This is a genomic window from Paracoccus kondratievae (genome assembly GCF_009301415.1).
Taxonomy (GTDB): domain Bacteria; phylum Pseudomonadota; class Alphaproteobacteria; order Rhodobacterales; family Rhodobacteraceae; genus Paracoccus; species Paracoccus kondratievae.
In genome coordinates this window covers 630234-648635 of the sequence record NZ_CP045073.1, presented here as the reverse complement: position 1 = coordinate 648635, position 18402 = coordinate 630234, and the positions used below count along the sequence as shown (strand labels likewise).

Genomic DNA, 18402 nt, shown 5'->3' with positions numbered 1-18402 from the left:
GTCAATCCTTCAATGTGCAGTTTTCATCCTACAGAGAAAAATGCAGCGCCTGATGCTGCCATGTGAGCGGGAACGGCTCCAGCACCTTCGCGAGCGTCACCTCCGGCCCCTGCTTCCCGTCCAAGATGCCCTCGATGATGTCAGGCGCGAGCAGCGTGAGCCGCAGGACGCGGGTCATGTAGGACGGCGCGATGCCCTCGCGCTCGGCCAGTTCGGCGATGGTGGCGAACTCGCCGGATTCCAACATCCGCTTCCAGCGGAACGCGCGCGCCAGCGCCTTGACCAGCGTGTTGTCGGTCTTGCAGGGCTGGGTGGCGCTATCCGGCAACTGCATCTCTTTCCGTCCGCCCCGCTTCACGATGCGGAACGGGACGTGGAGAGTCATGGTCTCCGGGATCGGAGCCCCGCGGGTCATGCGGCAGCCTCGATGCCACCGGCCAGCATCTCGCGGGCCAGACCGCTGAGCCCGTCAACGCGCAGGCGGACGTTCAGGTCCTCCGTGCCTATGTCCACGCGCTCGACCAGAAGTGCCACGATGCGTGCCTGCTCGGCAGGGAAGAGCTCGTCCCACAGCGGGTCAAGTTGTTGGAGGGCCCCGCGTGCATCGGCCTCGGTGACATCGTTGGCGTGGGCACGCGCAGCCTTCCACGTGCCCGCCACGATCTCGGGTTGGCGAAACACGGCGCGCAGCTGGTCGATGATTGCCGCCTCAATCTCCCCTGCCGGTAAGCGTCCAACAGGACACGAACCCGCACCATGCTTAAGCACCGTCTGGCTTACGTAGTAGCGGTAGAGCTTTTCGCCCTTGCGGGTGTGCGTCGGGGAGAAGGCCGCGCCGTCCGGTCCGAACAACAGCCCCTTCAGCAGCGCCGGCGTCTCGGCGCGGGTGCGCGCGGCGCGCTTGCGCGGGCTCTCCTGCAGGATGGCGTGGACACGGTCCCACGTCTCGCGGTCGATGATGGCGTCGTGCTCGCCGGGGTAGCTGTCGCCCTTGTGCACCGCCTCGCCGATGTAGGCGCGGTTGTTCAGCATCCTGTAGAGGTATTTCTTGTCGATTTGGTTGCCGCGTGGGGTGCGAATGCCGCGTTTCGCGACCTCCCGCGCCAGTTCCGTGCCCGAGCCGATCTCGAGGAAGCGGGCGAAGATCCAGCGGACATGCTCGGCCGCTTCGTCATCGATCACCAGCTTCCGATTCTCGACGCGATAGCCATAGGGCGGCACCCCGCCCATCCACATGCCCTTTTTCCGGCTGGCAGCGACCTTGTCGCGGATGCGCTCGGCTGTGACCTCGCGCTCGAACTGGGCGAAGGACAGCAGGATGTTCAGCGTCAGCCGCCCCATGGAGGTGGTGGTATTGAACGACTGCGTGACCGAAACGAACGTGACGCCATTTCGGTCGAACACCTCGACCAGCTTGGCGAAGTCGGCCAGCGACCGCGACAGTCGGTCGATCTTGTAGACCACCACCACGTCGACCAAACCGTCCTCGATGTCCTCCAGCAGCCGCTTCAATCCGGGGCGTTCCAGCGTGCCGCCGGAGACGCCGCCGTCGTCATACTGATCGCGGACCAGCACCCAGCCCTCGGATCGCTGGCTGGCGATGTAGGATTCGCAGGCCTCGCGCTGGGCATGCAGGCTGTTGAACTCCTGCTCCAGCCCTTCCTCTGAGGATTTGCGGGTGTAGACCGCGCAGCGCAGCTTGCGGACGGGTTTCGATTTTTCCGGTGGCTTCGTCATTTCCGGCCCCTGTGGTTCCTGAGCCCGAAGAAGACCCAGCCGTTCCAGCGCGTTCCGGTGATGGCGCGGGCGATGGCCGACAGCGACTTGTAGGGGCGGCCCTGCCACTCGAAGCCATCGGCGGTGACGGTGACGACCTGCTCGACACCCTGCCATTCGCGCAGCAACCGCGTGCCGGTGATCGGGCGGTCACGGTCGGCGCGCATGCCACGCTTCTTCCTGTCGCCGCCGTCCAGTTCTTCGCCAAGCCGCTCCAGTCGCCGTATCGTTTCGGGCTTTAGCCCGCCATAGGCGAGTTCCTGGATGCGGTATGCAAGGCGGGACTCGAGGTAGCGGCGGTTGAACGGGGGCGGCTCGCTGTCGAACAGGTCGCGCCACTGTTGCTTCAGGTCTGGCGTTGGCGTGGTCTTCAGCGCGGCCAGGCGCGCGGGGATGGTGTCGGGCTTGTTCATGCATCTCTCCGGTGAGTTGGAGTTGCATGAGGGCATTGGTCGCTGGACAAGTGTAGGCAACTTTCTCCGGTATCGTCAGATACTTCGCCACTTTCCCGCATCCGCAGCCGGACCAGCCCGAGCGCCAGCAGACCGCACAGCTCGGCGCGGCGCTCGGCGGGCGTCATCAGGTCGGGCGGCAGCGGATTGGGGCGTTTCATGCGGCCGACCGCTCCGCCCGGCCAAGAACGGCGGCGGTGATCTCCCCACGGTTCCAGCGGAAGTTCAGGTGGCAGTTGGCTGCATATTTCGACAGGCTGAAATCCATGCCGCTGGTATCGAAGCCTGCGCGCTGCAGCAGTTCGATCTGGCGCATGGTGGCGGGATCGTTAAGCCAGCGTTTGCTCTTGGCGGCGGCGCTGGAGGTCTCGGTCATGCGCAGGAAATCGTCAGCCGCCGCCAGCGCCTGCACCCGCGTGCCGACCGCAAGGGGGCGGATCGCCTGGCCCTTGGGCCGGCCGAGCGCGTGCCAAAGCGTACCGTCGTGGAATACGCCAGCCCAGCCCTGGAAGCCGCTGGCCATCAGCGCTTGGCCGTCGCCATGCAGCGCTACCCAGAAGAACGGAGAGCGATCCAGAAGATCGATCTCGGTCATCTCGAAGGCGGTCAGCAGGCGTTTCTCGCCGATCTCGCGGGTGAAGACGTGGCCGCAGAGATCGCAGATGGAGGCACCGAGCGGCAGTTCGGCCTCGCAGGACGGGCAGGTCTTCCACGGGCGCTCGCCAGGCGGGGTCTCGTCCTCGTCGAGATCGATCTCCTGCTCTAGCGTGCCATGGCGAAGTGCCGCGCCCGCAAAATCCAGCACGATGCAGTCGGTCTTGACGATGCCGGGGAAGCGTTCGGGATCCACCCGGCGCAAGCCACGTCCGACCGCCTGAATGAAGGTGCCCTTGTGCAGCATGGGGCGCAGGATGCCGATGCAGCCCACGGGCTGGCTGTCGAAGCCTTCGGTCAGCACCATGCAGTTGGTGAGAACCTGAACCTCGCCCCGGTCGAAGCGGGCGATGAGCTTCGCGCGCGCCCGCGCCGGCATGTCCCCCGCGATCGTCTCGGCCGAAACGCCCGCAGCCCGAAACGCGTCGGCCACGGCTAAGGCATGGTCCACGGTCGCGCAGAAGAAGATCGTGCGCCGGTCGGCGGCCTTGTCCATCCAGTGCTCGACCACGGCCTCGTTGAGCACAGCGCGATTGAGCACCTTGTCCGCCTGGCGCATGTCGAAATCGCCGGCGGTGCTGTCGATGCCGGAGAGTTCATTCTCGATCCCGAGGTCGATGGTGAAGGTCCGGGGCGGGACCAGCAGGCCACGCGCGATGAGCGTGCCGATCCGCAGGTGATAGCCGACATTGCTGAAGGTCTTGCGCAGGCTGCGGCCATCGCCGCGGCCGGGCGTGGCGGAGAGGCCCAAGAGCTTCAGGCCAGGACTGACCTCGCGCGCATGGGCCAGGATCGCCTGGTAGCTCGCGGCGGCCGCGCGGTGGCATTCGTCGATCACCAGATGGCTCAGTTTCGGCATGGATGCGCGGCGGTGTTCCCGGGCGAGCGTCTGCACGCTGCCGAAGATCACCGGGCCGTCCCAATCGTCCTGCTCGGCCTTAACCACCGAGGTGGCCATTCCGGTCACGGCCCCGATGGAGGTCCGGTTCTGGTCGATCAACTCGTCGGTGTGCTGCAGCACCAGGACGCGGTCGTGTCGCCGGTGTTCCAGTTCCTCACCGATGTAGAAACCGGCGATGGCGGTCTTGCCCGCCCCGGTCGGCAGGACCAGCATGGTATTGCCGTGGGTGGCGGTGCGGTCGCGGGCGGCATCGACTGCCGCCCTCTGGTAGTCGCGTGGAATCATGACCGCCCCCCCTCAGCGTGCCCAGAAGGGTGCGGAACCGGAGGACGGCGCGCCGGACTGGCCCGTGCCGGTGTTCGACAGATGGGCGCCCGTCGCGGTGAACTGACCCTGTTGCGGCGGCTGGGGCACGCTGCCCATCAGGCGCGCATATTCGGCATGGTCGGCGCCGAGCGCGGCTTTGATGACGTTGCGCCCGGTGTCGTCGGGCTTGTCCTTGTCGCGCTCGATGCCGATGCGCGCCACGAACTCCAGCCCGCTCAACTCGCCGAGGCTGCGGACCATCCGCGCGGCGCGGGCGGCGTTCGACTGGTCATCGGCACGCACACCGCGGGCGGATTCGAGGATGCCGCGGATCATGGCGCGCCCGCGGTTGCCGTAGGTGTCGTCGCCGGGACCGCCCGCAGCCTTTCCGCGAAAACCGATGCGGGTGTAGATGCGACGCCGCGCGAACGGCCCCTCCATCACGACAGCCTCGGTGTTGAGGTAGAGGGCCGGGCTCGTCTTGCTCTGGGTCAGCCAGCCTTCCGGGCCCGCGCCGCCGGGGCGGACGGTGAGGCAGACCTTGACCAGCGTGTTGGCCGGGATGAGGTCGAAAGCGGCATCCTGCGTGTCCGCGCCGTTGAAATCCATGTCGCTCGCCATTGTCATGCTCCTTTCGTCGTCGGGGGATTGGGTGCGGTGGCGTCCGTGGGCAGATCGAAGTTCAGGCGGGCAGCGCCCTCTGGGCGCGGACCACGGATCTTCGCCATGAGCCGCCCGAGATGAGCGGGCTCGATCATCGACAACCGGCCGCTGCGGTCCTTTGCCGGCAGGCCGAAATCGTTGATGGTGGTGCAGATGAAGGCGCGGAACGCCTCGCCCTTCTCGGGGCGCAACTCGGTCAGGGTGATGACCTCGTCGACGATGCCGGGCAGTTCGAGCCCGGTCTTCGAGCCCTCGATCTGCATCGAGAAGAAGGGCTTGCCGAAATCGTCCAGCTTGCGGTCCAGCAGCCCGACCAGCCAGATGTTCTTGGCGGGCGTGTGCTGCAGATGCGTGAGCCAGCCGATCATCTCCTGGCCGAGCAACCCGTAGGTCGCGCGGAGATCCGGCTTGCCGGTGCGGTCGGATTGGGCTTGGGATTGACCCTTGCACCACTGAAGGCAAATGCGAGAGGCGACGGAGATGCTGTCGACGAAGACGGTGTCGTATTTGTCGAGCTGGGTGGCGGGGCCGAAGGCGGCGCAAACCCGTGCGAAGTGCCCGGGCCCATAGGACTGGTCGTCCCGCATCGCCGGGTTGGCGCCGCCGATCCAGGCCGCGAGATCGCGGGCGACCTCCCAGTCGCGGATGCGGATCTCGTCGCCGGGCCAGCCCTGCACGGCGAGCTCGCCCGCCTCGAGGTTCAGAAACAGCGTGCGCTGCGGATCGAGGGTCAGGAGTTGCGTGGTCTTGCCGATGCCGGAGGTGCCCGTGAGCACCCCCTTGATGCCGCGCGCCTCGCGCAGCCGTTCGTCGGCGGTGATGATCCGGAGCGGCCCGGCGCCGAACGGGGCGCTCACTTGCCGCCCTCCAGATCCCGCACAGCAGCCGAAATGGCGATGTCCGCGCCACAAGCGCCCTGGCGGCGTGCCATCTTCAATACGTCGCCAAGCGCACTCGTGAGCCGGTAGAGCTCGGACTGCTGCCACGCCAGGGCGACAAGCGCGAACTCGATGTCGTCCACAGTGGCGCGCTCGATCGGCACCGCGCGGTTCGGCCTGTCGGACAGGGCCGGAACGTTGATCGTGTCGGGGATCGCCTCCATCCAGCTCGACTGGCGCAGGCGTTTCAGGGGGGAAGTCGTGAACATGGTGATGCTCCGTGTTTTCGTCGGTTGGTGTCCAGGGATCGTCGGGAAGACTGCTGCCGGGCCTGACGCCGCCCTGGAGCTTGCGGTCGGAGTGTTTCCCCGCGTGGGGGTGTTGCATTCCTCCGAGGGCCCGGCATGAAACTGGTGGGCCGGGTTATCGCCGGTCCTGTTGTCACCTACCGGCGAGCCTCCGAGACTGTCGGGGCGGTGCCGAGATATGCCGCGAGATCAAGCGCCTCGGCCGCCTTCCGGATGGTGGCGAGCCGCGCGTAGACGGTGCTCCTATGGATCCCGAGGGCTTCGGCCGCTTCCGTCGGCGACATGTCGATCAGCGCCAGCGCGAGGGCGCGGCAGGTCGGGGTCAGGCCAGCAAGGAGCCGCTGGACGTCCCGGACCAGCCCGAACGCCTCGTCTGGTGCGCGTGTGACGGCGGCATGCGGCATCACGCTGTCGGGCAGCGTTTCCGCGAGCGGCAGCATCTCGTCTTCACCGCGCCCCTCGGCGGGACTGTCGAAGTCGATCCAAGTCCGCTCGGCCCGCAGCCGTTCGGTCGGCGCGGCCAGCGTGGCGATGCGGTTCGCCAGAACGCGGTCGGCGAAGGTGTCGTACTGACCGCGGGAAGGATCGAACTTCCCGTCCCGGCGATAGAGGTGCAGCCGCAGGTCCTGCTTGATGTCCTCGGCGTCCATTCCGGGGACGGAGCCCGAGCGGGCCAGCCGTTCGGCGCGAATGGTGATGTTACGGGAGACGCGCGAGTGCGCGTCGCAAATGGGGTGGAAACGCTCCATGAAGTTTCGCCTTCGTCCAGGTGGACGGGCACGCGGCCCGAGTGCCTGGCACCGGCGAAAATTCGTTGGAGGGCCTCGAAATCAGGGGGATCGGAAAACGAAAAACCCCACGAAACCTTGCGGCTTCATGGGGTTGGGTGGGATGGAAAAAAGTTCGGAAAGAGTCAGTCGTCGTCGGCGAAATTTCGGTCTCGCTGGTCAGCGCGACCCTGACGCAGCGCACTTGCATCGACAAGGAAGCGTGCCGCGTAACAATCGTCCTCGGCCGTGAACGGATCGTCGTCGATCCCGAACTGCACCCTTAGCGCGGCGGCGAGAAGTTGGCGCTGCTTTTCGTAACCACGCTGGAACTGCCCGAGAATGCGAACGATATCGCTCGCCGGGCGGCGCCCCTTGATGGTGGAAATCGGAAAGGACCGAGGCAATGCCCCGCCAAGTGCGGCGCAAACAAGGAGTAGCCGCCACTGGCGGTTCGGCTTGCCGTTCCGCTCATCGCGCATGCCGATCTGGTCCGGTTCAAGGCGCGCCGGAGCCTGCCCAAGATAGCTGACGTTGAGCACGGCCTCCTCGCGAAACGCGAAGCGCAGATCGGACCACCGTGCATTCGCAGGCAGAGTCATCACCGGACGCTGGGCGACGTCACCTCCGTTCGCCAGTGCCGCGATCTCGGGCGCGAAGAGATCGACAAGTGGCATGGCAGCGACGAATCCCTTGCGCGGTGCGAGGGCGAAGTGGAGGCATTCGGCCCACGTCAGAACACGCCCTTGCCGTGCCGCAAGAAAGGCCGGAACGTCCGGGTCAATCGCGCCGAGCGATGTCACCAGCAGGACGAATGGCAGATTGCGGCGATCGATGTCGAGGACGTCTGCCCGGCTGAGCGGCGCGCGCGGGCTTGTGAGCGCAGCGAACACCGGAAAACTCCGGCCGGCGGCAATGGCATGATCGCCGATGTGCAGAAGGGCCGCCCCGCGCGAAGGCGCGGTGGGAACGACAAGGCCAAGCGCCGTGGCAATGTCGGCGAATAGTCTGCGGCGGTCGAGTTCACGGATGCGGATATCGTCGGAATTGATGTCGAGGGTTTCGCAGAGTCGCCCCGGATCGCTGCAGACGGCACGGACCGAGCCGCAGGCATGTCGCACGACATGGCGCGGGCAATGTTCCCCTCCGGGCCAGGGACAGTCGATACGTTCTGCGTACTTGGAGGTCTCCGGAAGGTAGCGTTCGACCTGGGTCCAGCAATCCGTCAGGTCCACCTTCCAGTCGCGCGTGTCGGTCGCGTGACCGGGAACGCGCTCAATCGTCCTCCAGAACGCCGACGTCATCGTCCTCATCTCCGACGTTGGGGCGGCAAAATCCCTGATCCTTGAGCCAGCGGTCGATCAGATCGCTGTCGGCATCACGGTCATAGCGCGCGAGGCTCGGCGGGAGAATGGCAACCGTCCGCTCCTTGCCATCCCCATCGAACTTGACCTTGAAAACGGCCCGGTCGATGGAACCGCCCGCAAGGCGCCGCTCCCAATTGTCGTCCCAGGCCATGAAGAGGTCGTTCGCCTTGCGCACCTCCTTCTCCTTGGCCTTTCCGCCCCAGAAGCGTTCGATTTCGATCAGGCGCACCTTGACGATCTCGGAGACAGTGTCGTTGTCGAGCGATTTCTCGCCCTTCTCCAGCAGAGGATCGAGGGTGAAGCGGTTCGAGCGATCGAAGTACTCCTCGTCCCCGAAGATGACCCCGCCGAACGTCCGCAGGTAGAGCTCGGTTTCGCCTTTCGTCCCTGCATTGACGGCAAGTTCGTCAGACTCGCCGTCATAAATGACGACGTCGTGCTTCTGCGGTCGATAGTAGGCGATTCCCGATCCGCCATCATCCTGATGTCGCCCCTCGCGCCGCATCGGTTCGCCATGCCGGACCATGAACCATGTCTTCGTGCCGCGCGGAAAAGCGAATACCCGTGAGCCCTTGCCACGCCGCTTGCGGTCGAACCACTCGTCCATCCGCTCCTGCATGATCGCGGTCTGTTCGGCGGTCGGATCCGGAGCCGGTCGCGGCTTGCCGCTCTGGCCCGCGAAGTAGATGAACCGCGAACGTGTGAATGCCACGGTCTCGGCATGCTGACGTCGCAGCAGATCAGGTTTCTGGAGCCAGATCTGCAGGGCGATGTCCGCATCGGATGGTTCCTCACCGGCCTCGATCGTGAGACCAGCCCGTCCTGCCGCCTCGATCAACTCCTCGGCGGTTTCCTTGGTCGCGGTCTCGTGCACGTAGAAAAGCGCGTCGACCATTTCGGGCGGCACGTTTTCGTCGGGCTTCATCAACACCGCAGCAAGATCGTCGTAGGGAAAATCCTCATCCGCTTCGACCGGAAGTTCAAAACCCCGCGCCGAAAAATATTCCGCCCACGTCGCGAAGAACTTCAGTAGGTGCTTCGGCGAAATGCTCTTGAGGCGATCAGGGTTGGTGAAGCTTCTCGGGTTGAATGACGCCATGCGCGACGCGGCTCCAGGGTGAATCGGGGAAATTTCAGGCTATCGGCAGAGTTGTGAACGCACAAGTCCATGTTCCCGAAGTGTTCCGAACCGCACATCCGACAGTCAGGACAGCCAGCCGGTAGGTGAGGAGAGCATCTGGAGCTCTCCCATGACCACAATCCCCTTCGCGCGCCGCGCTGACATCCATCCATGCCCGCATGCGGCCCCGGCACATGAGGGCTGCGCATGATCGATCCCGATGAACGTGAACAGGCCGCGCTCCGCGCCGCCTTGAAGAACATGGCCGAACTGATGGCCGAGATCGGCTGGACCAAGCGGTTCGCCGATCTCAGCGAGGCGCAGGCGCTCGCCCTCACCACCGCCGCCGTCGATGGCTTCCAGGAGGCGATGCAGACCAGCGCGCCCCGGCCCGATCCGGAGGTGCCGTTTTGATGGACGCCGGTTTCGACTTCAACCATCGGGAGAAGCCGCCCAGTTTCGCGGACACCGTCAATGCCTGCATCGATAATGCCCTCGTTGCGGAACAGGCCGAACGTCCCGCGCGCGACTACCTCGGCGGCAGCCGGCTCGGCGATATCTGCCAGCGCAGGCTGCAATACGAATACCTGAAGACGCCGAAGGACCCGGGCGCCGGATTCTCGGGCCAGTCTCTGCGCATATTCGCGCTCGGACACGTCCTCGAAGATCTGGCCATCGAATGGCTGCGCCAGGCGGGCTTCGACCTTCGCACGCGCAATCGCCATGGCGATCAGTTCGGCTTCTCGGTCGTCGGTGGTCGGGTCCAGGGGCATGCCGACGGCGTGGTGGTCGCCGCGCCGAACGGCATGGCGGTCCCGGCGCTCTGGGAGTGCAAGTCGGCCAATGCGAAGAACTGGCGCGAGATCGCGAAGCATGGCGTCGCGAAAGCCAAGCCGGTCTACGCCGCACAAATAGCACTCTACCAGGCCTATCTCGGCCTGACCGAAACGCCCGCGCTGTTCACGGCGATCAACAAGGACACGTGCGAGATCTGGCACGAACTCGTGCCGTTCGATGCCGCACTTGCCCAGTCCGCCAGCGACAAGGCGGTGACGATCCTGCGCGCCTGCGATGCCGGCGAACTGCTGCCGCGCCACACGGCCGACCCCGACCACTTCGAATGCCGCTTCTGTGCGTGGCGGGAACGGTGCTGGGCATGACGGTCCCATCCGACACCATCGCGCCCGACGCTGAAATGATCGCGCTCTATGCCGACGTCGTGTTCGGCTATTGCGACGGCTGGGTGCCGGTCCGTGCTCTGGCCGAGAAAGGCGCGGGAGATGGTCCGCCGCATGTGCCCTTCATCGAAGCGGACGCCACGCTCGCCGCGAAACTCGCGCTTCAGGCGACATGGGCGAGCGACGCCGGCATGGCCTTGTTCGTCGCGCCCGGCACGGTTGCGGCCCCAGGCGACGCGCGGGCGGAGAGCATCGTCCAGACGCAGGTTGTGCTGGTCGATCTCGACCATGGCGACATCCTTGCGAAGCGCGACCATCTTGTGCAGCATCTCGGATGCCCGACGCTTGAAGTGGCGTCCGGCGGTGTCACCGCCGAGGGCCAGCGCAAGCTGCACCTCTACTGGCGCCTGTCCGAGCCCGCCGAGGGCGATGACATCGCCACGGTCTGCCGTGCGCGGCACATGATCGCCGCCAAGGTCGGCGGCGATCCGTCCTTCCGGTCCGCCCACCAGCCGATCCGGGTGGCCGGATCGATCCATGCCAAACAGGGCCGACGGCGGCTGGTGGAGATTCTGCACCACGGCCCCCGCGACTACGATCTGGGCGAACTGCTCGAGGCGATCATCGCCATGCCGCCGCTCGAAGGCGAGGCCGGGCTCGACTTCAACATGGCGGCCCCCGAGCGCGGCAGCGTGACCGAGCTTTTCGGCCGTCAGGTCCGCGAAGGTGGCGTCGACGGTACCACGCGCTTCGACGCGCTGTCGCGGGTGATGGGTTACTGGATCCGCCGTGCTCGCGAAGGCCATGTGCCGCGCGAACAGGCCTGGGAGGAAATCGTCTCCTACAACACGGCCCGCGTTGCCCCTCCCTGGCCGGAGGATCGGCTGCGCGAGGAAGCCGAACGCCTCTGGAAACGCGACGCCGCCCGCAACGGCGAGGTCGATGACGAGGATGACGTTCGCGATGGCGGGGGGCATGATGGGCCAGTGCCGGTGCGCTTCACCGAGGATGCGCTCGCCGCAACCTTCGCAGCCCGCCATGCCGAAACTTGGCGCTACGTCGCGGGCTGGGGACAGTGGCTGACCTGGTCGGGCAAGTTGTGGCGGCGTGAGGAGACGCTGCAGGCCTTCGATCTGGCGCGGATGATCTGCCGCGAGGCGGCCGCGCGTGCCGGATCCGCAAGGCTCAAGGCCAAGCTCTCCACCGCCGCGACGGTTTCGGCCGTGGAGCGGCTCGCCCGTTCCGACCGCCGCCACGCGACCACGACCGAACCGTGGGACCGTGATCCCTGGCTGTTGAATACGCCGGGCGGTGTGGTCGACCTCCAGAGCGGCGCATCCCGGCCACATGATCCCGGTCTCTTCATGACCAGGATCGCCGGTGCGTCCGTCGCCGACACCTGTCCCGTCTGGCTGGGCTTTCTGGAGACCGTCACCGGCGGGGACGGCGAGCTGCAATCCTACCTGCAGCGGATGGCGGGCTATTGCCTGACCGGCGTCACCACCGAGCATGCGCTGTTCTTTCTTTACGGCACCGGTGCCAACGGCAAATCCGTCTTCGCCAACACCCTGACCGCCATCCTCGGCGACTACGCCACCGTCGCGCCGATGGACATGTTCATGGCCACGCAGGGCGATCGCCACCCGACCGACATGGCGGGGCTGCGTGGTGCGCGGATCGTGACCTCCATCGAGACCGAACAGGGCAGCCGCTGGGCCGAAAGCAAGCTGAAGGCGCTGACCGGGGGCGACAAGATCACCGCCCGCTTCATGCGGCAGGATTTCTTCGAGTTCATCCCGCAGTTCAAGCTGCTGATCGTCGGCAACCACAAGCCCTCCATCCGCAACGTGGACGAGGCGATGAAGCGGCGCCTGCACATGGTGCCGTTCACCGTCACCATCCCGCCCGCGCGGCGCGACAAGCACCTGGCGGACAGGCTGCTCGCCGAACGCGACGGGATCCTCGCATGGGCGCTCGAAGGCTGCATCGAATGGCAGCGGACGGGGCTGCGCCCACCGCCCGCCGTGATGGCCGCGACCGAGGATTACTTCGAGGCAGAGGACGCCATCGGTCGCTGGATCGATGAACGCTGCTCGCTCGGATCGCACCTGAGCGCGGCCACCACCACGATGTTTGCGGACTGGAAGGCCTGGGCCGAGGCGAACGGCGAATTCGCCGGCTCGGTCAAGCGGTTCTCGGAAGCCCTGATCGTGCGCGGGTTCGAACGCCACAACACCCGTGCGGCCAAGGGATTTCGCGGCATCGCCCTCAATGACAGCAACTCTGACCTTTTCTCGGGAGAATAGGAAAATGCCAATGGATTCAGATGTTGTGACGGATGTGACGGATCATACTTATATGACCGTTACGCGCGCGCATGTGCGCGCCTGTGGAGCGGATAAGGAACCATCCGTCACACCCGTCACCGCCGCCCCCGGTCTTCAAGGCGTTGATGGAGTGGGCCGCTGCATCCTCGCGCTCGACCTCGGCACCACGACCGGCTGGGCGATCCGCGGCCATGACGGCCTGATCACCAGCGGCACCGTCTCGCTGCGCCCCGGCCGCTTCGACGGCGGCGGCATGCGGTATCTCCGCTTCACCAACTGGCTGACCGAGATCGACCGGCTTTCCGGACCCGTCGCCGCCATCTGGTTCGAGGAAGTTCGCCGCCACGCAGGCACCGACGCGAGCCATATTTACGGCGGGCTCATGGCCACGCTCACATCATGGGCTGAGCTTCGGGGCGTGCCCTACGAGGGTGTTCCGGTCGGCACGATCAAGCGTCACGCCGCGGGCAAGGGCAACGCCGACAAGGCCGCGATGGTCGCCGCCGTCCGCGCCCGCGGCTTCAGCCCGGCCGACGACAACGAGGCCGACGCCATCGCCATCCTGCTCTGGGCGCTCGAGACGAAGGGAGGTGTCGCATGAGGTGGCATCCCCACGGTTACGGCGGCCGGCGCCGGGATCCCGAACAGGTCAAGCGCGAGGGCTGGCAGGAACAGGGCGTCCTCGCGGTCTCCGCCGATGACGACCGCCTCACCTGGCCCGAGCGTGAACTGGTCCGACAGCTCGGCGAGAAGCTCTACGGACCACGTCCTTCCGACAGGGAGGCGCGCCATGGCTGAGCGCGAATGGACTGCCGAGTGCGTCGCCGATCATTTCGAGGAGGCGTTTCGTACCCTGCGTAAGCTGCCGTCGGTCAAGGCGCAGGGGTATTTCAACACCTGGCCCGAGATCGTGCGGTCGAGGCGCGAGATTGCGTTCATGGAACCCGAGCCGATGCGGGTGTGGCCCTCGGCCGCGGCGATCACCCGGCTCGAGCGGACTTTTGATTGGGTGCTCTGGATCGAAGAGGACGAGCGTAAACTCGTCTGGAAACGCGCTGCCCGCGTGCCCTGGAAACTCATCAGCCATGAGCATGGCTGCGATCGAACCACGGCGTGGCGACGCTGGCAGCTCGCGCTCACAAAGATCGCGGCGCGGTTGAATGCGCAGTGACTCCGATGTGTTGCAACACTTTTCCATGCAACAAACGAGGGCAAATCAGCTATAGTTTTGACTATGCTCGGGAGAGTAGCGCGCCCGCGACGGTGAAACCCATCGCGGGCGTTGTCGTTTCCGCCACCATCGTCATCGCCCCCTGCACCATCGAGATCAGCATCATGCCCGTCCGCCCACCGATCCATCGCCCGGTTGGCCGGCGCGAAAAGCGGGAGCGCGATCGGGACTACGCTCGCAAGCGGGATCCGCTGGCCCGCGCGCTCTATCGCTCAAAGCGCTGGCGAACGGAACGCGCATCCTTCCTGCACGATCATCCGCTGTGCGTGGAATGCGAGCGCCATGATCTGATCCGACCGGCCAGCGTCGTCGATCACATCGATCCGCATGGCGGCAACGAGACGGTATTCTGGGATCGCACCCGCTGGCAGGCGCTGTGTGCATCGTGCCACGGCAGGAAGACGGCTGCGAAGGATGGCGGCTTCGGCAATGTGCGGCGCTGCTGATAGGCCCCCCGGGGGAGGTCAAATCTCTGGAGAGTTCGCTCCCAGGACCGCGCGCCAAGCTTTCTGCATCCGTGGCCAAAATGGCGAGGGGGGGGGGTAGCGGCCCATGCAACAAGGAAATACAGCCGTGTCCGATCGCGAACTTGTCATCGAATATCATGGGCTTGATCGCCTCGTGCCTTACGCGCGCAACGCCCGTACCCATTCCGAGGCGCAGCTGGCCGAGATCGCCGGCTCGATCCGCGAGTTCGGATTCGTGAACCCGGTGCTGATCGCCGAGGACGGCACCATCATCGCCGGCCATGGTCGCGTACTGGCCGCGCGCCTGCTTGGCATGGACGCCGTGCCCTCCATCAGGCTGACCGGCCTGACCGAGAGCCAGCGCCGGGCGCTGGTGCTGGCCGACAACCGCATCGCGCTGAATGCGGGCTGGGACGAGGCGCTGCTGGCGCTGGAACTGTCCGACCTGAAGGAGGCTGGTTTCGATCTCGGGATCATGGGCTTTGAGGACGGCGAACTGGACCGACTGCTGGCCGGCGCGGAAGCGGAGAACGAGACGTCGACGCCACCCGTCATTATCCCCGAGCCTCCGCGTCATCCGGCCTCGCGCACCGGCGATCTGTGGCTGCTCGGCGATCACCGGCTGCTCTGCGGTGACAGCACATCCCACGACGATGTGCGCCGGCTGATGAATGGCGAGCGCGCCGTGCTGTTCGCGACCGACCCGCCGTATCTGGTCGATTACGACGGCAGCAACCACCCGACCCGCAACAAGGACTGGTCGGCGTCCTACGGCACGACCTGGGATGACTCGAGCCAAGGGGCAGAACTCTATGACGGTTTCATCGCGGCGGCGGTGGCCGAGGCGATTACCGAGGATGCGGCCTGGTATTGCTGGCACGCCTCGCGCCGCCAGGCGATGCTGGAAGCCTGCTGGGAAAAGGCCGGGGCGTTTGTGCATCAGCAGATCATCTGGGTGAAGGACCGCGGTGTTCTCACCCGGTCGCATTATCTCTGGAAGCACGAACCTTGCTTCATGGGCTGGCGTCGCCCGAACCGACCGCCCAAGGTCGCCGATCAGACGCTGCCCTCGACCTGGGAGATGCCGTCCTTCGCCAGGGACGAGCGCCCTGATCACCCGACCCCGAAGCCGCTCGATGCCTTCGGCATCCCGATGCGCCAGCATGTCGCGCGCGGCGGCCTCTGCTACGAGCCCTTCTCGGGCTCGGGCTCGCAGATCATGGCCGGCGAGGTCAACGGCCGCCGCGTCTTCGCGATGGAGATCAGCCCCGCCTATGTCGATGTCGCTGTGGAACGCTGGCAGGCCGAGACCGGCAAGGACGCGATCCTCGATGGCGACGGCCGGACCTTCGCGCAGGTGAGGACCGAGCGGCTGGGCGATGATGCCGGGGCCGAGAAAGCGGATGACGACGCTAAGGGTGACGCCGCCCCCCGCAAGCGCCGCCGGAGCAAGGCAGCATGAAACAATCACGCCTCATGTCGCTGGTCGAGTCCATCGCCAATGTCATCGTCGGATATGGCGTTGCCGTCGCCACGCAGATCCTGATCTTCCCGTTCTTCGGGCTGCACGTCACGCTGACGCAGAACATGGCGATGGGCGGGATTTTTACCATCGTATCGATAGTGCGTTCCTTCGCCTTGCGGCGGGTGTTCGAGGCTATGCGGGTCGGTGGCGGCGAGCACGAGTCCGACTCTCGGGGATAAGCCCGATTCATCAGCATTGCGGGAGGAGAACAGCCGGAAAGGACAAGGATCATGGCGGGTCGCAAGCCACTGCCGACGCAGCTCAAACTGGTCAAGGGCACGGCCCGGTCGCACCGGCTGAACCCGGATGAGCCGCAGCCGGTGGTCGCGACCCCGGACCCGCCCGAGCATCTCGACGAAGCGGCTGCCGCGAAGTTCACCGAGATGGCCGCGCTGCTGGCGCGGCATGGGGTGATGACCGAACTCGATGTCGGCGCGCTGGCCCGTTACGTGGTGATCTGGCGCCGCTGGCTCGAGGCGGAGGCCGAGGTCAAGCGCCGCGGCCCGGTGGTGAAGACCGTGGGCGGGAATATCATCCAGAACCCGTTCCTGGCGGTGGCCAATAAATGCCTCGCGCAGATGGGCCAGATCGAGAGTGAGTTCGGGATGACGCCATCCAGCCGCACCCGGGTGCGCATGGCAGAGCCGTCCAAGACCCGCGACCCGTTCGAGGATTTTCTGAACCGTGGCAGCAGCGCGTAAATCTGATACCGCTCGGAAGGCACCGGCGTGCCCGGTCACCGCCTATGCAAAGGCGGTCACCGGCGGCAAGATCACCGCCGGCCGGCTGGTGAAGCTGGCCTGCGCACGGCATCTGGAGGACCTGAAGACCGGCAAGAGCCGCGGCCTCTCCTGGGACCGCACGGCGGCGCTGCACGCGATCGAGTTCTTCACCCATCTGCGGCACTCGACCGGAGAGTGGGCCGGGCAGCCCTTCGTGCTGCAGCCGTGGCAAGCCTTCGTCGTCGGCGCCGTGTTCGGCTGGAAACGCGCCGATGGGCTGCGCCGGTTCCGCACCGCTTACGTCGAGGTTGCGCGCAAGAACGGCAAATCGGCGCTGCTGGCGGGGATCGCGCTCTATGCGCTGATTGCCGATGGGGAGCCGGGCGCCCATGTCTATGCGGCCGCCACCACCCGCGATCAGGCGCGGATCGTGTTTGGCGAGGCCGAGCGCATGGTTGCGGCTAGCCCGGCGCTCTCAAGCCGGGTCACAAAGACGGTGAATAACCTCGCGGTGCTGCCGACCGCGTCTTGGTTCCGGCCGCTCTCGGCGGATGCCAGCAAGATGGACGGGCTCAACGTGCATTTGGCGGCTGTGGACGAGGTGCATGAGCATCCCGGGCCGGAGATCATCCAGAAGCTCAACACCGCCACCGGCGCCCGCCGCCAGCCGCTGATCGTCGAAATCACCACGGCCGGGTATGACCGCCACTCAGTCTGCCGCCAGCATCATGAGTTCTCGGTCAAGGCGCTGGAGGGCACGGTGCCGCATGAGACGGCCGCCAGCTGGTTTGCCTATATCGCCACCATCGACGAGGGCGATGATTGGACCGACGCGGATGTCTGGGTGAAGGCGAACCCGAGCCTCGGCGTGACGGTGAAAATGGAGGATTTGAAGCGCCAGATCGACGAGGCCCGCGAGATGCCGGCGCAGCAGAACGCGATCCGGCGGCTGCGGCTGAATGAATGGACCGAACAGATCACCCGCTGGCTCGACATGGGCGTATGGGCCGAGGGCGGGCCGCCTGACGCCACTGACTGGCAGGAGGTTCGCGCGGGGTTGGAGGATCTGGAAGGCAAGCTGCTCGGGCGCGAATGCTATGGCGGGCTGGATCTCGCCCGGGTCAACGACCTATCGGCGCTCACACTGCTGTTCCCGCCAACTGGGGCCCCCGCGCTCGGTGATCTGGCCGACAAATGGATCGTGCTCAGCCGCTTCTGGGTGCCGGAAGAGGACATCCTGCGCCGCGCCCGGCGCGACCGGGTGCCCTACGATACCTGGCGCAACCAGGGGTTCCTTGTGGCCACGCCGGGTAATGCCACCGATTTCGCCTTTATCGAGGCCGAGATCATCGCACTCGCGGGGCGCTACGATCTGCGCGAGCTCTCTTACGACCGCACCTTCGCCGGAGAGATCGTCCAGCATCTGCAGGATGAGGGGATCAACCTGGTGCAGTTCGGTCAGGGGTTTCTGAGCATGGCGGCGCCGACCGCGGAACTTGAGCGGCTCTCGGTGTCGCGGCTCTTGTGGCATGGCGGCCATCCGGTGCTGCGCTGGAATGCCTCGAATGTCGCCGTGCGCCATGATCCGGCCGGCAATATCAAGCCGGACAAGGAACGCTCCTCGGAGCGCATCGACGGCATTGTCGCGATCTGCAACGCCCTCGGCCGGGCGCTCCTGCGCGACGTCAATGCCGGCCGCTCGGTCTATGACAGCCGCAGCATCCTGGTGCTGTAGGCTACTCGTCTTACGGAAAGAATGC

General features: G+C 66.0%; 21 protein-coding genes. 11 read left to right on the top strand and 10 right to left on the bottom strand.

Going from position 1 to position 18402, the window contains the following annotated elements; genetic code table 11:
• Positions 1–28: 28 nt before the first annotated feature.
• The 10 genes from F8A10_RS14525 to F8A10_RS14480 all read right to left on the bottom strand — a co-directional run bounded on the left by F8A10_RS14525 (position 29) and on the right by F8A10_RS14480 (position 9171).
• Positions 29–415 (bottom strand): hypothetical protein, encoded by a 387-nt coding sequence (locus F8A10_RS14525; protein ID WP_152367679.1) that lies wholly within the window; start codon positions 413–415, stop codon positions 29–31.
• Positions 412–1737 carry a recombinase family protein gene (locus tag F8A10_RS14520; RefSeq protein ID WP_152367678.1) on the bottom strand — a complete coding sequence of 442 codons (1326 nt, stop codon included), beginning with the start codon at positions 1735–1737 and terminating at the stop codon, positions 412–414. The genes F8A10_RS14525 and F8A10_RS14520 overlap by 4 nt, the downstream gene beginning before the upstream one ends.
• The gene (locus F8A10_RS14515) at positions 1734–2189 is read right to left on the bottom strand and encodes a DUF2924 domain-containing protein (RefSeq protein WP_152367677.1); all 456 of its coding nucleotides are present in this window, start codon (positions 2187–2189) and stop codon (positions 1734–1736) included. Before F8A10_RS14515 ends, F8A10_RS14520 begins: the two co-directional genes overlap by 4 nt.
• A 196-nt stretch (positions 2190–2385) precedes the next feature.
• A complete protein-coding gene (locus F8A10_RS14505) occupies positions 2386–4068 on the bottom strand; it encodes a DEAD/DEAH box helicase (protein ID WP_152367675.1) in 1683 nt (560 codons plus the stop codon).
• Between the two features lie 12 nt (positions 4069–4080).
• Positions 4081–4710, bottom strand: coding sequence for a hypothetical protein (locus F8A10_RS14500; RefSeq protein WP_152367674.1), 630 nt, complete (start codon positions 4708–4710; stop codon positions 4081–4083).
• A 2-nt stretch (positions 4711–4712) separates the two neighbouring features.
• A complete protein-coding gene (locus F8A10_RS14495) occupies positions 4713–5609 on the bottom strand; it encodes an ATP-binding protein (RefSeq protein WP_227493522.1) in 897 nt (298 codons plus the stop codon).
• A complete protein-coding gene (locus F8A10_RS21475) occupies positions 5606–5899 on the bottom strand; it encodes a hypothetical protein (protein WP_227493521.1) in 294 nt (97 codons plus the stop codon). The genes F8A10_RS14495 and F8A10_RS21475 overlap by 4 nt, the downstream gene beginning before the upstream one ends.
• 176 nt (positions 5900–6075) lie before the next feature.
• Positions 6076–6687 carry a sigma-70 family RNA polymerase sigma factor gene (locus tag F8A10_RS14490; RefSeq protein ID WP_152367672.1) on the bottom strand — a complete coding sequence of 204 codons (612 nt, stop codon included), beginning with the start codon at positions 6685–6687 and terminating at the stop codon, positions 6076–6078.
• A gap of 164 nt (positions 6688–6851) precedes the next feature.
• Positions 6852–8009, bottom strand: coding sequence for a hypothetical protein (locus F8A10_RS14485; protein ID WP_152367671.1), 1158 nt, complete (start codon positions 8007–8009; stop codon positions 6852–6854).
• Positions 7981–9171: a hypothetical protein gene (locus F8A10_RS14480; protein WP_152367670.1), complete on the bottom strand. Its 1191-nt coding sequence runs from the start codon at positions 9169–9171 to the stop codon at positions 7981–7983. Before F8A10_RS14480 ends, F8A10_RS14485 begins: the two co-directional genes overlap by 29 nt.
• A gap of 228 nt (positions 9172–9399) precedes the next feature.
• Between F8A10_RS14480 and F8A10_RS14475 the strand changes: the two genes are divergently transcribed.
• The 11 genes from F8A10_RS14475 (at position 9400) to F8A10_RS14425 (ending at position 18377) form a co-directional block, all read left to right on the top strand.
• Positions 9400–9606 carry a DUF6511 domain-containing protein gene (locus tag F8A10_RS14475; RefSeq protein WP_152367669.1) on the top strand — a complete coding sequence of 69 codons (207 nt, stop codon included), beginning with the start codon at positions 9400–9402 and terminating at the stop codon, positions 9604–9606.
• Positions 9606–10352: a hypothetical protein gene (locus F8A10_RS14470; RefSeq protein ID WP_152367668.1), complete on the top strand. Its 747-nt coding sequence runs from the start codon at positions 9606–9608 to the stop codon at positions 10350–10352. Before F8A10_RS14475 ends, F8A10_RS14470 begins: the two co-directional genes overlap by 1 nt.
• Complete coding sequence (locus F8A10_RS14465; protein ID WP_227493520.1) at positions 10349–12676, top strand: phage/plasmid primase, P4 family; 2328 nt, start codon at positions 10349–10351, stop codon at positions 12674–12676. Before F8A10_RS14470 ends, F8A10_RS14465 begins: the two co-directional genes overlap by 4 nt.
• Positions 12677–12686: 10 nt before the next feature.
• Positions 12687–13298 (top strand): hypothetical protein, encoded by a 612-nt coding sequence (locus tag F8A10_RS14460; RefSeq protein ID WP_454557389.1) that lies wholly within the window; start codon positions 12687–12689, stop codon positions 13296–13298.
• Complete coding sequence (locus F8A10_RS14455) at positions 13295–13495, top strand: hypothetical protein (RefSeq protein ID WP_028720215.1); 201 nt, start codon at positions 13295–13297, stop codon at positions 13493–13495. Before F8A10_RS14460 ends, F8A10_RS14455 begins: the two co-directional genes overlap by 4 nt.
• Positions 13488–13868 (top strand): DUF6362 family protein, encoded by a 381-nt coding sequence (locus F8A10_RS14450; protein ID WP_068282971.1) that lies wholly within the window; start codon positions 13488–13490, stop codon positions 13866–13868. Before F8A10_RS14455 ends, F8A10_RS14450 begins: the two co-directional genes overlap by 8 nt.
• Positions 13869–13960: 92 nt before the next feature.
• Positions 13961–14374 (top strand): HNH endonuclease, encoded by a 414-nt coding sequence (locus F8A10_RS14445; protein WP_227493519.1) that lies wholly within the window; start codon positions 13961–13963, stop codon positions 14372–14374.
• Positions 14375–14480: 106 nt separating this feature from the next.
• Entirely contained in the window at positions 14481–15857 is a 1377-nt protein-coding gene (locus tag F8A10_RS14440; protein WP_152367667.1) for a site-specific DNA-methyltransferase, read from the top strand.
• The gene (locus F8A10_RS14435) at positions 15854–16099 is read left to right on the top strand and encodes a DUF7220 family protein (RefSeq protein ID WP_062563245.1); all 246 of its coding nucleotides are present in this window, start codon (positions 15854–15856) and stop codon (positions 16097–16099) included. The genes F8A10_RS14440 and F8A10_RS14435 overlap by 4 nt, the downstream gene beginning before the upstream one ends.
• 51 nt (positions 16100–16150) lie before the next feature.
• On the top strand, positions 16151–16621 hold the full coding sequence (locus tag F8A10_RS14430; RefSeq protein ID WP_152367666.1) for a phage terminase small subunit P27 family: 471 nt from the start codon (positions 16151–16153) through the stop codon (positions 16619–16621).
• Positions 16605–18377: a terminase large subunit gene (locus F8A10_RS14425; protein ID WP_152367665.1), complete on the top strand. Its 1773-nt coding sequence runs from the start codon at positions 16605–16607 to the stop codon at positions 18375–18377. The genes F8A10_RS14430 and F8A10_RS14425 overlap by 17 nt, the downstream gene beginning before the upstream one ends.
• Positions 18378–18402 lie beyond the last annotated feature (25 nt).